Annotated in this window: 11 protein-coding genes and 1 pseudogene; 9 read left to right on the top strand and 3 right to left on the bottom strand. The window is 60.3% G+C overall.

The window, feature by feature from the left end; all coding sequences use genetic code 11:
• The first annotated feature begins 319 nt into the window (after nucleotides 1–319).
• The 3 genes and pseudogenes from FW800_RS10330 to FW800_RS10340 form a co-directional block, all read left to right on the top strand.
• Nucleotides 320–694, top strand: a complete 375-nt coding sequence (locus FW800_RS10330) for an addiction module antidote protein (RefSeq protein WP_446437554.1) — start codon at nucleotides 320–322, stop codon at nucleotides 692–694.
• A 323-nt stretch (nucleotides 695–1,017) separates the two neighbouring features.
• Nucleotides 1,018–1,653, top strand: a complete 636-nt coding sequence (locus tag FW800_RS10335) for a lytic polysaccharide monooxygenase auxiliary activity family 9 protein (RefSeq protein WP_078821886.1) — start codon at nucleotides 1,018–1,020, stop codon at nucleotides 1,651–1,653.
• 40 nt (nucleotides 1,654–1,693) lie between these two features.
• Nucleotides 1,694–2,695, top strand: a pseudogene (locus FW800_RS10340) (chitinase); the annotation flags it as partial.
• Nucleotides 2,696–2,890: 195 nt separating this feature from the next.
• On the opposite strand, the gene gudD reads toward FW800_RS10340, so the two are convergent.
• Together gudD and FW800_RS10350 are read right to left on the bottom strand one after the other, a co-directional pair.
• Complete coding sequence (gudD, locus tag FW800_RS10345) at nucleotides 2,891–4,216, bottom strand: glucarate dehydratase (RefSeq protein WP_446437555.1); 1,326 nt, start codon at nucleotides 4,214–4,216, stop codon at nucleotides 2,891–2,893.
• Between the two features lie 20 nt (nucleotides 4,217–4,236).
• Nucleotides 4,237–5,598, bottom strand: a complete 1,362-nt coding sequence (locus tag FW800_RS10350) for an MFS transporter (RefSeq protein ID WP_446437669.1) — start codon at nucleotides 5,596–5,598, stop codon at nucleotides 4,237–4,239.
• A gap of 328 nt (nucleotides 5,599–5,926) precedes the next feature.
• Here FW800_RS10350 and FW800_RS10355 point away from each other — a divergent pair, with 328 nt between their 5' ends.
• The 6 genes from FW800_RS10355 (at nucleotide 5,927) to FW800_RS10380 (ending at nucleotide 12,353) form a co-directional block, all read left to right on the top strand.
• Nucleotides 5,927–6,640, top strand: a complete 714-nt coding sequence (locus FW800_RS10355; RefSeq protein ID WP_032880194.1) for a FadR/GntR family transcriptional regulator — start codon at nucleotides 5,927–5,929, stop codon at nucleotides 6,638–6,640.
• A gap of 10 nt (nucleotides 6,641–6,650) precedes the next feature.
• On the top strand, nucleotides 6,651–7,346 hold the full coding sequence (locus tag FW800_RS10360) for a tRNA (adenine(22)-N(1))-methyltransferase (protein ID WP_446437556.1): 696 nt from the start codon (nucleotides 6,651–6,653) through the stop codon (nucleotides 7,344–7,346).
• Between the two features lie 67 nt (nucleotides 7,347–7,413).
• Nucleotides 7,414–8,040, top strand: a complete 627-nt coding sequence (locus FW800_RS10365) for a glutathione S-transferase family protein (protein ID WP_446437557.1) — start codon at nucleotides 7,414–7,416, stop codon at nucleotides 8,038–8,040.
• A 186-nt stretch (nucleotides 8,041–8,226) separates the two neighbouring features.
• A complete protein-coding gene (locus tag FW800_RS10370) occupies nucleotides 8,227–9,957 on the top strand; it encodes an OPT family oligopeptide transporter (RefSeq protein ID WP_274355145.1) in 1,731 nt (576 codons plus the stop codon).
• A 110-nt stretch (nucleotides 9,958–10,067) separates the two neighbouring features.
• Entirely contained in the window at nucleotides 10,068–10,808 is a 741-nt protein-coding gene (locus FW800_RS10375; protein ID WP_446437558.1) for a BPL-N domain-containing protein, read from the top strand.
• A 138-nt stretch (nucleotides 10,809–10,946) separates the two neighbouring features.
• Nucleotides 10,947–12,353: an amino acid permease gene (locus FW800_RS10380; protein ID WP_446437559.1), complete on the top strand. Its 1,407-nt coding sequence runs from the start codon at nucleotides 10,947–10,949 to the stop codon at nucleotides 12,351–12,353.
• Nucleotides 12,354–12,786: 433 nt separating this feature from the next.
• Here the strand turns inward: FW800_RS10380 and FW800_RS10385 are convergent, their stop codons facing one another.
• Nucleotides 12,787–15,624, bottom strand: a complete 2,838-nt coding sequence (locus tag FW800_RS10385; protein WP_446437560.1) for a TonB-dependent receptor domain-containing protein — start codon at nucleotides 15,622–15,624, stop codon at nucleotides 12,787–12,789.
• Between the last annotated feature and the right edge of the window lie 61 nt (nucleotides 15,625–15,685).

Raw genomic sequence — 15,685 nt, forward strand, 5'->3', positions numbered from 1 at the left:
GTGACGATAGGGTGGTGGGCTCAGGCAACATCTTAATAGCGTCTGCCCCGGTTTACTTAGTACCAAAGAAAGTCGCGGGTCGCCGTTGTGCGCAAAAATGCTGCCTCAACGACAACGCAGTGCAAATGTGGGAGGGGGCTTGCTCCCGATTGCGGCAGGTCAGCCAACCTCTCAATGGCAGATACACCGCTATCGGGAGCAAGCCCCCTCCCACATTGGCTGTGTGTTGCTGGTTTTAAAAAAGCACTGGCAGATGCAAGATGTAGCCAGTAGGCTACAGGCGGACAAAAGATTCTCGATGCCCTGAGAGGTCAATGACATGAGTCAGTCAACATTCAAACCAGAGGATATGCCGATCCTCGAGCTGGATACATCCGGCACCAGCGCCTATGAGGCTTCACGCTTCCTTGATAGCCCGCAAACCATCAGTGCCTATCTTGCGCAAAGCATGGCGTGCCATGACCCGCAAGTCCTTATGAAGGCGCTGGCCGAGGTTGCCAAGGCCCAGGGTGTGAACAAGGTTGCCGAAGCGGCGGGGGTGAATCGGGAGAGCCTGTATAAAACCCTGAAAGGCGGCTCAAAGACGCGTTATGAGACGGTCCAGAAGCTGATGTTGGCATTCGGGGTGGAACTGACGGTGCAACCGATTGCCGCGACCGCAATTGAAAAAACGGCCGTCATCGGCAAAGCCTGATGGACCCAAAAGAGGACGGTTTATTTGATTGAAAATAGAGACGTCCCTTTTTGTCCACAGAGGGCCATTCCCTTACGAACGGGATCAAACGATTTAAGAGAGAAGCTGAGTTGATGTGCGCCTGGTCTTGTAGGAAATCGACCTCTGGTAGCGTAAGGCTATTCCTATTGTACTGGTTATATATCCAGTTTTTTCAGGTCTTCGCGCTCATGAAACGAAAAAGAGTGAAAAATGGGCCAGTGGCAAAAAAAAGCGACTCCGTTAGGTTGAGGTCCTCTCCTTCAAGAAAGGAGAGTTCTTAATCAAATCAATGGAGTCACAAAATGAACAAACCACAAACCCAGACACCGCTTCGCCATGGTCGTGTCACATCCCCTTCCAGCCGTGGTGCAGTCGCCGTGGATCTGGGCCTGCTGGAGACCTGGCAGGTCAATGAAATGGAAGGCGGCAAAAACTTCCCGGCACTGATGGCCGGCCCGTTCCCGGCGCCTTATCAAACCGACAGTGACAGCGTCACTCCACCAGCCGACGGCTTCATCCTCAGCGGTGGCAAGACCGATGCGCGTGACTGCGTCAACTTCACCCCCGAAGAAATGGCCAAGAAACTCAACCGCGCCTTCACCTGGCCGTTACTCAATGTCGAGCCGGGTCAGACCTTCAAGGTCACCTGGGCATACACCGCGCCGCACACCACCCGTGGCTATCGCTGGCTGATCACCAAGGATGGCTGGGATCCGAAACAGCGCATCACCCGCGCACAGCTGGAAACCCAGCCGTTCGCTGAAGACTTCTATGCCCAGGTGCCGTACTACAGCCATGCTGGCGAACTGAAGGCCAAGGTCAATCATGAAGTGAAACTGCCGGCCAACAAGAAGGGCCAGCATGTGATCGTATTGATGTGGATCGTCGCCAACACCGGCAACGCCTTCTATCAAGCCTTCGACGTGGACTTCAAATAAGCCCGCGCCGTTAAACCCACACGTTCTGAAGGATTAGAACATGTCAAATATTGACTTTACCTCACTGAAATCGCCACTCAACGATGCCGCTTCGCTGATGCCCAGCATTGCCGGCAAAAAGATCCTCATGGGCTTCTGGCACAACTGGCCTGCCGGCCCGAGTGATGGCTACCAGCGTGGCCAGTTCGCCAATATCAGCCTGGCGGATGTCCCAAAGGATTACAACGTGGTGGCCGTGGCCTTCATGAAGGGCAACGGTATCCCGACCTTCAAGCCGTACAACCTGTCCGACGCCGAGTTTCGTCGCCAGGTGGGCGTGCTGAACAGCCAGGGCAGGGCGGTGCTGATTTCCCTTGGCGGCGCCGATGCACACATCGAACTGCATAAAGGCAACGAACAGCCACTGGCCAACGAGATTATCCGCCTGGTGGAAACCTATGGCTTTGATGGCCTGGACATCGATCTTGAACAGAGCGCGATTGATTTCGCCGACAACAAGACTGTCCTCCCCGCCGCGTTGAAATTGGTCAAGGACCACTACGCCGGTCAAGGCAAACACTTCATCATCAGCATGGCGCCGGAGTTTCCCTACCTCACCACCGCTGGCAAATACGTCGGTTACATCCAGGCGCTGGAAGGCTATTACGACTTCATCGCCCCGCAGTATTACAACCAGGGTGGCGACGGGATCTGGGTGCAAGAGGTCAACAACGGCAACGGCGCCTGGATTGCCCAGAACAACGACGCGATGAAAGAGGACTTCCTGTTTTACCTGACCGAAAGCCTGGTGAGCGGAACGCGCGGGTTTACCAAAATCCCGGCAGACAAGTTCGTCATTGGCCTGCCCGCGAACGTCGACGCGGCTGCCACCGGTTATGTGATCAACCCAACAGCCGTGACCCGTGCGTTCAAGCGTTTGTACGACAAAGGATTGTCGATCAAGGGCCTGATGACCTGGTCGGTGAATTGGGATAACGGGGTCAACAAAGACCACGTGCCCTACAACTGGGAGTTCAGCCGCCGTTATGGGCCGTTGATCAATGGCACTGCTCTCTCTGGCCTTGAGGAGGATACGGCGGATCTCGAGGTCGCCAATCAGCAGTAGCGCAAAGAGACCTCTGGCAGACGTGCCAGAGGTCAAACAGCTAAGCTTCTGATCTGACTGAAATCCGATGCCTGTTTGGGCATCGGATTTTTTGCGTCACGCCAAATTGAGCTGAGCGTTCATAAAGCCGATTTACCGCACCAAACAAGGCCGCTTGTTATCAAAGCCCCAACCCGGGATCAAGAATTGCATCGCCACACTGTCATCCCGCGCCCCAAGGCCCATGCCTTTGTACAGCTCATGGGCCTTGGCCACGGCTTCCATATCGATATCCACACCCAGGCCCGGCTTGGCCGGCACCTTTACGTAACCCCCTTCAATCTTCAGCGGTTCGCGGGTCAGGCGCTGGCCGTCCTGCCAGATCCAGTGGGTGTCGATGGCGGTGATCTCACCCGGGGCGGCCGCGGCCACCTGGGTAAACATCGCCAGGGAGATATCGAAGTGGTTGTTGGAATGCGAGCCCCAGGTCAGGCCCCACTCGTTGCACATTTGCGCGACGCGCACCGAGCCCTGCATGGTCCAGAAGTGCGGGTCGGCGAGGGGGATGTCTACCGATTGCAGCTGGATGGCGTGGCCCATTTCGCGCCAGTCGGTGGCGATCATGTTGGTAGCGGTTTTAAGGCCTGTGGCGCGGCGGAATTCGGCCATGACTTCGCGGCCCGAGTAGCCGTTTTCTGCGCCGCAGGGGTCTTCGGCGTAGGCCAGCACATGATGATGGTCGCGGCACAGGCGGATGGCTTCTTTCAACGACCAGGCACCGTTTGGGTCAAGGGTGATACGCGCATCGGGAAAGCGTTCGGCTAACGCGGTGACGGCTTCGATTTCGGCGTCGCCACTCAATACGCCGCCCTTGAGCTTAAAGTCGTTGAAACCATATTTGGCCTTGGCGGCTTCGGCCAGGCGCACCACTGCGTCAGCGGTCAGGGCTTTTTCATGACGCAGGCGGAACCACTCATCATCGGCGTCGGCCTCGTTGCGGTAGGCCAGGTCGGTAGCGTTGCGATCCCCCACATAGAACAGGTAGCCGAGCATCTTCACCGCGTCGCGTTGCTGGCCTTCGCCAAGCAAGGCGGCCACCGGGACTTCGAGGAACTGGCCCAGCAGGTCGAGCAGCGCGGCCTCCATAGCAGTGACGGCATGAATGGTGATGCGCAGGTCAAAGGTTTGCAGGCCGCGACCAGCGCTATCCCTGGATGCAAAAGTGCTGCGCATCTGGTTGAGGACGCGCTGATACTGGCCAATCGGCTGGCCGATCACCAGGCTGCGGGCGTCTTCCAGGGTTTCGCGAATGCGTTCGCCGCCGGGCACTTCACCGACGCCGGTGTGGCCGCTGCTGTCCTTGAGGATGACGATATTGCGCGTGAAGTAGGGGCCGTGGGCGCCGCTGAGGTTCAGCAACATGCTGTCGTGGCCGGCGACCGGGATGACCTGGAAATGGGTGACTACAGGGGTATTCATGGCAAGGTCCTTATAGACGCTCAAAGGGATTTGCTGATGGCGGCGCCTGACGGTACGGCGCTAGGTGAGGCCAACACGGCAGAGGGTGAAGTCTTGGCAAAGAACACCAGAATGGCCGCAAGCACCGAGGTACCGGCCAGGCCATACAGCCCGCCCTGGATCGAGCCGGTGGTTTGTTCCAGAAAGCCAAAGGTGGTTGGCGCCACAAAGCCGCCCAGGTTGCCGATGGAATTGATCAGCGCGATCACGGCGGCGGCGATGCGCACATCCAGATAGCCCTGGGGAATCGGCCAGAACAGCGACGATGCGGACTTGAAGCCGATGGCCGCAAAGCAAATCGCGACGAAGGCGAAGATCGGCCCGCCGGTGGTGGACATGAACATCCCGGCCGCTGCGATCAGCAACGCCGCGGCGACCCAGGCCTGTTGGAACTTGAACTTGCCGGACAGCGCTGCGAACGCATACATGGCGATGATCGAGATCAGCCAGGGGATCGAGTTGAAGAAACCCACCTGCACATCACTCAGGTCACCCATTTTCTTGATGATGCTCGGCAGCCAGAAAGTCGCGGCATAGATCGTCAGTTGAATGCAGAAGTACAGGGCGCAGAACAGCAGGATCTGGCGGTCCTTGAGCAGCTTGCCGATGGTCGGTTTCACCGTGGTCAGGGCTTCACGTTCACGCTGTTCCTGGTCAATGGCGTCAACCAGGGCGTCCTGTTCTTCGCGGGTCATCCACTTGGCATCATGGGGCTTGGAGTCCAGCCAGAACCACACAAAGAAGCCCAGCGCCACCGAGGCCAGGCCCTCGATGCCGAACATCCATTGCCAGCCGTGCAAGCCAAAACCTTCGATCTGCAACAACGCGCCCGACAGCGGCCCGGAGATCAACGACGCCACCGCCGAACCGCTGAGGAAGATCGCGATTGCCTTGCCGCGCTCCACGCCGGGCAACCAACGCGTGAAGTAATAAATCACCCCGGGGAAGAACCCGGCTTCCGCCACACCCAGCAAGAAACGCAGGATGTAGAAGTGGGTTTCGTTCTGGATAAACGCCATCAGCGTGGCGACGATGCCCCAGGTGAACATGATGCGGGTCAGCCAGATACGGGCGCCGACCTTTTGCAGCAGCATGTTGGACGGCACTTCGAACAGCGCATAACCGATGAAGAACAACCCGGCACCAAAGCCGTAGGCCGCTGCGCCGATCCCCAGGTCATGCTCCATGTGCGTGCGCACGAAGCCGATATTGACGCGGTCGATGTAGTTGAGGATGAACATGACCACGAACAGTGGCAGCACATGGCGCTTCACTTTGCTCACGGCGCGGGCGAGCACTGAATCACTTTCGGGTACGGCAGATGCTGGGCTTGAATGGCTCACCATTTGAAAACTTCCCCCTGATTGTTTTTATGCGGGTTTGGTTGTTTTGTTGACAGACATCATACAAGTGGTTTTTCAGAAATCGCAATGCGCTGATGAGTGAATTTGTTTTTATAAGTACTGTGATTGACCAGTTGGTTCGGTTATTTAGGCGTTTTCATTGGTTGTCGCAGCGGGACTCGCGTGGAGTGTTTTGAGCAGATCAGCAATACAGTTGGTGAACATTTGATGTGTTGTCATACAAGCTAGAGGTTTTTTGCAGCAAAAGGGCGGTGCTTCCGGGCAGGGTGATAAGCTTGCTCCTGCCCAACCCTGTGGACCTGTAGTCATGCCCATTGAAAGTCCAACGCCTGTGCGTAAACGCTCAACCAACCTGGCCCAGGGCGTGGTTGAGGCGCTGACCCAGCGCATCCTGCTCGGGCAACTCAAGCCCGGTGAAAAACTGCCGTCTGAATCCACCATCGTGCTTGAGCACGGAGTGAGCCGCACCGTGGTGCGTGAAGCCTTGTCCAAGCTGCAGGCGTCGGGGCTGGTGGAGACGCGTCACGGCATCGGCACCTTTGTGCTGGAGCAACACACGCAGCCGGGCCTGCGCCTGCATGTGGACACGGTCGCCAGCGTGCGCAACATGCTCGAATTACGCTTGGGCCTTGAGGTGCAGGCTGTGGCGTTGGCCGCCCTGCGCAGGAGCGAAGCGCAACTGGCCCATATGCGCCAGGCGCTGGACGACTACCAGGCCTCGCTGGCCAACAACGACAGTTGCGTGGAGGAAGACAAGCGCTTTCACCAACTGATCGCCGAGGCCACCGGCAATACCTTTTTCACCGACATCATGCTGCACCTGGGCAGTGCGATGATCCCGCGCACCCAGGTCAAGGACGCCGAACGCGGCGGCGCGGACTTTGCCAAGCTGGGGCAGTTGGCGAACCTGGAGCACGAGGCGATCTACAACGCCATCAAACGCCAGGATCCGGACGCCGCACGGGCAGCCATGGTGCTGCACTTGACCAACAGCCGGGATCGATTTTCCGGGCACTCATAAGGAACCACCGTTGAACCAACACACCTTGTCTATGCGCCTTGAGCGTGTGGCAGCGCATGTGCCGATCGGCGCACGCCTGGCCGATATCGGCTCGGACCACGCCTACCTGCCGGTGGCGTTGATGCGCCGAGGCGTTATTGCGGCGGCAGTGGCGGGGGAAGTGGCCGCTACACCGTTTCACGCAGCCAACCGTACCGTGGCCGACAACGGTCTGGCGCAGCACATCACCGTGCGCCGGGCTGATGGCTTGGCGGCAATCGAGGCGGGCGATGATATTACCGTCGTCAGCCTGTGCGGCATGGGCGGCGAAACGATCCGCGACATTCTCGACAGCGGCAAAGCGCACCTCAATGGCCGCGAACGCCTGATCCTGCAACCCAACGGCGGCGAGCAGCCGCTGCGTCAATGGTTGATGGACAACGGCTACCAGATCCTGCACGAGGAGCTGCTGCGGGAGAACCGCTTCTACTACGAAATCATCGTCGCCGAACGCGCCGAGGCGGTCACCTATACCGCCGAGCAGCTGTACTTTGGCCCGTTGCAAATGCAGGCGCGTAGCGAGGAGTTCCTGGCGAAGTGGCAGCGTATGGTGCGCGAAAAACGCAAGACACTGGCCAGCCTCGAACAGGCGCGGCAGGCCGTGCCCGAGCAGAAAGTGCAGGAGATCGTGCAGCAGGTGAAGTGGATCGATCAGTTGCTCGCCTGAGCCACATTCACGGCACTTCACCGCTACCCTGTAGTCTTCTCCTAAATCCCCCAAGGTGTTGCCCGCTATGATCACTGTTCACCACCTCAACAATTCCCGCTCACAACGTATCCTGTGGGTGCTTGAAGAACTGGGCCTGCCCTACGACATCAAACGCTACCAGCGCGACGCCAAGACCAACCTGGCGCCACCTGAACTCAAAGCCATTCACCCCCTGGGCAAATCCCCGGTGATCGAAGACGGTTCCCGCGTGCTGATCGAATCTGCCGCAATCATCGACTACCTGATCCGCCGCCACGGCAACGGCCAACTGCAGCCCGACCCGGCCACCGACGCCTACGACAGCTATGTGCAATGGCTGCATTTTGCCGAAGGCTCGGCCATGCTGCCGTTGATGCTCAACCTTTATGTGGGGCGGCTGGGTGAAGCGGGCGCACCGCTGCATCCGCGGATTGAATCGGAGTTGGCCAACTACCTGGGCTATCTGAATGATGTGCTGGGGCGCACGCCGTACCTGGTGGGCGACGAACTCAGCGGTGCGGATATCCAGATGAGCTTTATCGGTGAAGTCGCCCAGGCCCAGGGCAAATTGCAGGCTTACCCGAACCTGACGGCGTGGCTGCAAAAACTCCAGGCGCGGCCGGCTTACCGCAAGGCAGTGGAGCGGGGCGGGGAATACGCGTTCGCCAAATAGCCAGAGGTGAAGAGGACCAATGTGGGAGGGGGCTTGCTCCCGATAGCGGTGGGTCAGCTACAAAAATGCTGACTGACAGACTGCTATCGGGAGCAAGCCCCCTCCCACATTTGGAACCAGGTGAACCTTCGAGTCCTCCAGCGCTCACTTAAGAGGCGGCACTGGCTTTTCTCGAAAGGAATCTGCATGCACTCCACCTCGTCAATCGCGCCCGTAGAGCGTGAACTGAGCCTGCGGGCAGTCATCACCGGGATCGTGCTGGGTATCCTGCTGACCCCTTCCAACGTGTACGCGGGCTTGAAGATCGGCTGGTCGTTCAACATGTCGATCATCGCCTTGCTGATTGGCTATGGCATCTGGCAGGGCCTGGCCCGGCGTTCCGGTGAGCACCTGCCGTGGACCCTGCACGAGAGTAATATCAACCAGACCGTGGCCTCTGCCGCGGCGTCGATCATTTCCGGCGGGCTGGTCGCGCCCATCCCGGCCTATACCCTGCTCACGGGCAACCAGCTGGCGGCGCTGCCGATGATCGCCTGGGTGTTCTCGGTGAGTTTCCTGGGGATCTGGATCGCGTGGTACCTGCGGCCTTCATTGCTCAATGACAAGGCGCTGAAGTTTCCCGAAGGCATGGCCACCCTGGAAACCCTCTTGCACATCTACAACCACGGGCGCGAAGCCGCAACGCGCTTGAAAGTGCTGCTCGGCGCGGCGTTGTTGTCCGGACTGGTCAAGTGGGTGGATACCTTTATGTGGGCCTTCCCGCGCTGGTCGCCAAGTGCCCAGTTGGAGCGCCTGACCTTCACCGCAGACCCTTCGCTGCTGTTGCTGGGGTTTGGCGGCATTATCGGCATTCGCGTGGGCTTGACCCTGCTGCTCGGCGCCCTGCTCGCATGGGGTGGGCTGGGTCCGTGGCTGTTGGCGAACGGGCTGGTGAGCCTGCCCGCCGGCAGCAGCGGCCCGCAGTTTGCGGTGTTGGTGGAATGGCTGTTGTGGCCGGGGGTGAGCCTGATGGTGTGTTCTACCCTGGCGTCTTTGGCGATCCGATTATGGGCATTGCATCGCTCGACCCGAGCAGCTGGCGGTACGCCGTGGACGGTGCCCAAACCTGGACCAGCCGCTGGTTTTGCCCTGGCGATCGTGCTGGTGGTAAGCCTGCAAGCGCTGCTGTTCGGCATCAACCTGGGCATGGCGCTGCTGACCATTCCCTTGGCGATCTGCCTGGCCGCTGTGGCGGCGCGGGTAGTGGGGGCCACCGGCATTCCACCGATTGGCGCCATCGGGCAACTGTCCCAGCTCAGTTTTGGCATCGTTGCGCCCGGCCAGGTGCCGATCAACCTGATGAGCGCCAATACCGCCGGCGGTTCGGCGGGCCAATGCACCGACTTGATGAATGACTTCAAAGTGGGCAAGGCGATTGGCGCTACACCGCACAAGCAAGTGATCGCCCAGATCCTGGGGATTTTCGTCGGCAGCATCGTCGGCGTGTTCGCTTACCTGGCGTTGATTCCCGACCCTCAGACCATGCTGCTCACTGAAGAATGGCCGGCCCCGGCGGTGGCCACCTGGAAAGCCGTGGCCCAGACCCTGACCCATGGCCTGGATTCACTATCGCCGAGCATCCGCTGGGCCATCGGCATTGCCAGCCTGTTCGGCGTACTGCTGGGCCTGCTCGACAGCACGCTGCCGGCCCACCGTGCGCGCTATTTGCCGAGCGCGGCAGCCTTGGGCCTGGCCTTTGTCCTGCCCGCCTCGGTGTCGCTGATGATGGCCCTGGGCGCGGTGATCACCTGGGCGGTGAGTTGTCGCTGGCCGAGCGTGACGCAACGCTTTGCGATCACGGCAGCGGCAGGGTTGATCGCCGGGGAGAGCATTACCGGCGTGGGCGCGTCGTTGTGGCAGATGCTGGGCAATGGCTGAGCGGCCCACGTGGATTTACAACTCTTCACGACTTCAAAAGGCTCATCGTTATAGGCTTGGCGCTGCGATCACTGGATCAAACCCATTCAACTGAGCGTTGAGCCTGCCCCATGAAACTGCCTGCCCTCGCTGCCACGTTTCTCGCCGTTGCTACGCTGCACCCTTTGCCCGTGCACGGCGCAGGCCCCATTACCCATGTCGCCATCTACCGTGGCCCGGCAGGTTGCCCGGACTGCTCGGAAAACGTGAAAACCGCCCTGCAGCGTCTCAACACCAATTACCGGATCGACTTCGTCGGCGCCGATGAACCCATCGACATCACGCCAGAAAACCTGGCGCACTATGACCTCTACGTGCAACCCGGTGGCGGCCAGGACATCCCGGCCGCCCTCGACAGTCTGGGCGATGCACGTGCCGAAGCCATCCGCGCTTACGTCGCCAACGGCGGCCGCTACCTGGGCCTGTGCATGGGCGCCTACCTGGCCGACGACAACAACCTCGGCCTGATCCCTCAGGCCATTGACACCGAAGCCGGCCGCCCCGGTTTTGAAGTGGCCGGTATCGATGACGCCGCCGTGCGGGTGACGTGGGACGGTCAGCCTGACCATGTGTTTTACCAGGACGGCCCTTACTTTCCCAAAGCCAGCGCCGCGGCGCCCTACAAGGTCGTCGCGACCTACCACAATGGCGACGTGGCGGCGGCGCGCTACACCTACGAACGTGGCGTGGTTGTTCTGAGCGGGCCGCATCCGGAAGCCGGCCGAGAGTGGTTTGAAAATGCCGATATCGAGCTGAGCAAGATGCCGCGTGGAGAGCTGTTTGGGTCGTTGATACGCAGCGCGCAAGAGTAGGGCGCCACGCTCGTCACTTCAGGGGGCCACCCTCACAAATGTCGATATCAGACACGATGGTGGCGTAATCAGGCTACTTGCGCCCGGCCTCGGGCACTTAAGGTGAGGGTCATTGGCCGCCCGAGAACAACAAAAACAATGACTAGCCTCAACTGCAACGATTCCAACGGTCAGCTGGCGCAGGGCTTCAAGCCGCGTCACGTGACCATGTTGTCCATCGCCGGCATCATCGGCGCGGGGCTGTTTGTCGGCTCCGGACACGCCATCGCCGCCGCCGGGCCGGCGGTATTGCTGGCTTATCTGTTCTCCGGCCTGCTGGTGGTACTGGTGATGCGCATGCTCGGGGAAATGGCGGTGGCACGCCCCGACACCGGCTCGTTTTCCACCTACGCCGACCAGGCCATTGGCCCCTGGGCCGGGTTCACCATCGGCTGGCTGTACTGGTGGTTCTGGGTGCTGGTCATTCCCATCGAAGCCTTGGCTGCCGGGCACGTTCTCAACCAGTGGTTCCCTCAGGTCGATGCGTGGCTGTTCGCCTTGGTCTCAATCGTGTTGCTGGTGATCACCAATCTGTTCAGCGTGGCCAAATATGGCGAGTTCGAGTTCTGGTTCGCCATGGCCAAGGTGATTGCCATCGTCGGCTTTATTGGCCTGGGGTTCAGTGTGCTGATGGGCTGGATCCCGGATCGTGAAGCCAGCGGCTTGAGCCGTTTGATGGAAGAACACGGAGGTTTTGCCCCCAACGGCCTGTCGGCGGTGGTGGGCGCGTTCATTACCATCATGTTCAGTTTCATTGGTACCGAAGCGGTGACCATCGCCGCAGCCGAATCGAGCAACCCGGCGCAGAACATCGCCAAGGCCACGCGCTCGGTGATCTGGCGCATCGGCGTGTTCTACCTGTTGTCGATCTCCATCGTGATTTCCGTGGTGCCCTGGAACGACCCGCTGCTGGCGTCCGTGGGTTCCTATCAGCGCGCACTGGAACTGATGAATATTCCCAACGCCAAGTTCATGGTCGATGTGGTGGTGTTGATCGCCGTAGCCAGTTGCATGAACTCCTCGATCTACATTTCCTCGCGCATGTTGTTTTCCCTGGGCAAACGCGGCGATGCGCCATCGGCCCTTAAAATCACCTCGAAGGCGGGCGTGCCCCGGGCGGCGGTGATCGCCAGCACCATCATCGGTGCGGGCGTCACGTTGCTGAGCTACTTCATGCCAGCCGGTCTGTTCCAGTTCCTGCTCGCCAGCTCCGGGGCCATCGCGTTGTTGGTGTACCTGGTGATCGCGATCTCGCAACTGCGTATGCGTCGCTTGCTGCTTCGGCAAAACGTCGAGTTGACCTTTCGCATGTGGCTGTTTCCGTGGCTGACTTACCTGGTGATCGTGTTCATCTGCCTGGCCCTGGGGGTGATGATGGTGACGCCCGAGCACCGCACCGAAGTGTCCTCGACCATTGGCCTGGCGTTGGTGATTTCCTTCATCGGCCTGGTTACGTCGCGCCAGCACAACCGGGCAATTAAGCCGCTTGTGGTGGAACAAGCCTGACATTGCGGATTCTTTGTGGGCGGTGTTGTTGTCGGGAGTTGTGCTTGGCGGGATAGCCCTGTGAACCGAGATCAACCCAGCGCCGCCGATCCCCTGTGGGAGCTGTCGAGCTTTAGCGAGGCTGCGAAAGCGGTGGTTCAGGCGACGAGGATTTCGCTTGTGCCGCCGCCATCGCAGCCTCGCCGGGGCTCGACAGCTCCCACATTTGGGCGGTGTTGTTGTCGGGAGTTGTGCTTGGCGCGATGGCCCTGTGAACCGAGATCAACCCAGCGCCGCCGAACCCCTGTGGGAGCTGTCGAGCTTTAGCGAGGCTGCGAAAACGGTGGTTCAGACGATGAAGATTTCGCCTGTGCCGCCGCCATCGCAGCCTCGCCGGGGCTCGACAGCTCCCACAGTTGGAATGTGTGCCTTTCGAGAGTTGTGCCTGCCCCTGTCAGAACTTCGTCTGTAGACCCACCCTGAGGGTTCGGCCCGGTGCCGGCATAAAGCTTTGCGCCAGCGGGTCCAGGTAGTAGCGGTCGGTGAGGTTTTGCAGCGAGACATTCAGTTGGGTGTGGTCCTGCAATTTGTAGTTGAGGAACAAGTCCACCAGCGTCACTTCGCGATAGACCAATTGTGGCGTGGTGGCGCCTGTCTGCCAGGGTTTATCGGCGGTCACCGTGGGGCCGGAAGTGTAGGTGATGCGCGTGCCGACCGTCAGCGACTGGTCGAAAAAGCGCAGGCCGGTGGTCAGGTTGGCGGCAAAGCGTGGCGGGTTCTGGGTGTTGGTGTAGGAGCCCATGAAACTGCCGGGCGTGCAGTTGGGCGTCTGGCTGGTGTCGCGATAGCGGTTGCTGCTGGCACGCAGGCGAGCGGCGAACGCCGAGTCGCAGGTTTGGGTCTTGAGGTAGTAGGTGGATGACAGGTCGGCAAACACACGGCCGGCATCGTAATGGGACTGCAACTCCAGGCCGCTGGTCTTGAAGCTGTCGGTGTTGCTGAATTGCATCTGGCCCATCAGGCCGGGGCTGGGGTCGTAGTAACGGGTGATGTAGTTTTTGATCGTGTTGTTGAAGTACGCCAGTTTGATCGCCGCCTCATCGTCAGCCACAAACAGGCCTTTTTGGAGGGTGCTGGCGCCGATTTCCCAGTTGCTCGAACGCTCGGGCTTCAAGCCTTTGCCGGGTAGGGTTTGTAATACGCCCTGGCTGGTCTCGAACAGCGACGGCATCCGCAGGCCCTGGGTGTAAGAGGCGTAGACGAAGGTGTCGGGCGCCACCTCCAGATTGATGCCGAAGGCAGGCGCAAATGCACCGCCGCTGTTGCGGTTTTTTCCGGAGTAGTCATAACCGCTGACCACTTCGCCCACTTGGGGCTCATACACCGTGGTATCCGTGGCCCCGAAATCGTTATAGCGCGGGCCCTCAAATGGGTAGTTGGTGTTACTGAAAACGATGCCGTTGTTCAGGCGCGGGTCGGTAGCGTCGGTGTAGTCCCCGTTCATGTCGGGGAACCAGAGCATGTTGCCGTAGGCCCCGGCGTTCGTGGCTGACACGTAGCGCAACGGGCGCTCTTCCCGGCGCGCCGTTGAAAGCGGCACATGGTCTTGTGTGCGGTAATAGGTATAGCGGCCACCGCCCCATAGTGTCAGGCGGTCCACGGGTTGGTATTCAAGCTTGCCGTTGAGGTTGAATTCCTGGCGTGAACCATCGCGCAAACTGCGGTTGGCGTTGATGTCGTGCTGGGTGGTGACCACGCCTTTTTGCGGGCGCAGCTCTTCGACCTGGAAGCCACCGCCCAAGTCCAGCTTGAGGTCACCATAGTCGCTGGTGAACCGTGAGGTATTGGCCAGGTCACCGCCGATGCGACGGTTGGCCTGACGGCTCCAGTTGCGGTCCGAACGGTAGGCTTGAGAAGCGGGCGCGAGCACTGAAGTCAGTTGGCTGGTTTGCGCATCGGTCATCCACAGGCTGGTGGTAAGGTCCACCAGCGGGTTGTTGGTGGGCAGGTAATGGTAGCGCGCGGTATAGGTGTCGATCCGGGTATGGCCCAGCGGGTACTGGTAGATGCCGCCGGTGCCGAACCGAAAAATATCCGACGGCATGATCTCGCCGATGTGCCCGTTGTAGCGCTGGTAACCGAGGTCGAAGGTGTGCTCGTCGGTGGGGCGGATCGTAGTCTTGAGCAACCAGGATTCAGTCTCGGCCGACGAATTGAGTACTTCTTCGCCGGCGTTATAAGTGCTGGCCACTGTGCTTTCTTCGTCGCCATAGCGGTCGTAGGTACGGTAGCGATCCTGTCCCTTTTTGCCGGCAAAATAGTTGCCTTGATTGCGGTGGGCGTAGGCTGCGACCACATCGAACAGGTCATGGGTGTAGGCAAACGCGGCGCTGCCGGATTCGGCTTGGGAACCGAACAGCCCGCCACGGTTTCGGTGCGGTTCGGCGTACAGGCTGCCCTCGGATGAGTGACCGTCGCGGTAGGCGGGCGCAACGCCGTTGTTCCACGCCTCGCCCTTGAGGCGCAGGCCGATGTTTTTACCGTCGCGCAGAATGTCTTCAACCCCCAGGGTGCGCATTTTAACCGTGCCGCCGATGGCGCTGGAGTTAACGCTGGGGCCCTTGTCGATGGTCACGTCGCTGATCAAATCCGGGTCGATGTAACTGCGCTGTTGGGTGCCGGCATAGCCGCGATACACATCCAGCGCTTGCTGCGCGCCATCCACCGTAACCGCCACGCGGCTCTGGCCCTGGATGCCGCGGATGTTCACATCCAGGCCGCCGCCGTTGCGGCTGTCGCCCACCTGCACGCCGGGCTGGCCTTTGAGCAGGTCGCCGGCGGAGATCACGCCGAAGCGCTGCATGTCCTCGCCGGAGATATACACGGAGGAACGCGGCGCCGAATACACCTGCTGTTTCTGCGGGTCTTCGCCGGTGACTTTCTGCGTGGGCAGCGCAAGCGCCGCGCCGCCCGCGTACAGCTCGTAGCTGCCATCGGCCAGGCGCTGATAACTCAAGCGCGTGCCTTCCAGCAGCCGTGTCAACGCGGCTTCGGTGGTGAAGTCGCCGGTCAGGCCCTGGCTGCTCTTGCCGGCAGTCAGCGTGGCGCGCCCCGCCATGCTGATGCCCGCCTGTACGCCGAAGCGCGAGAGCACCTGGTCCAGCGTACCGGCGTCGATGTGGAAGTGCTGGCGCTCATCGGCTGCCAACACCGCCGCGCCGTACAGCGGTTGCAAGCCAAGAAACAGCAGGCCGAGCGTGCGGCTGCGCAGAACATGGAGGGGGGAGGTCATGCAGGGCTCCTGAGGGTGAAGGCCCACCTGTTTCGATGGGTTGTTCCCATAGGCCAAGCGA

It is taken from the genome of Pseudomonas sp. 910_23, assembly GCF_052850795.1.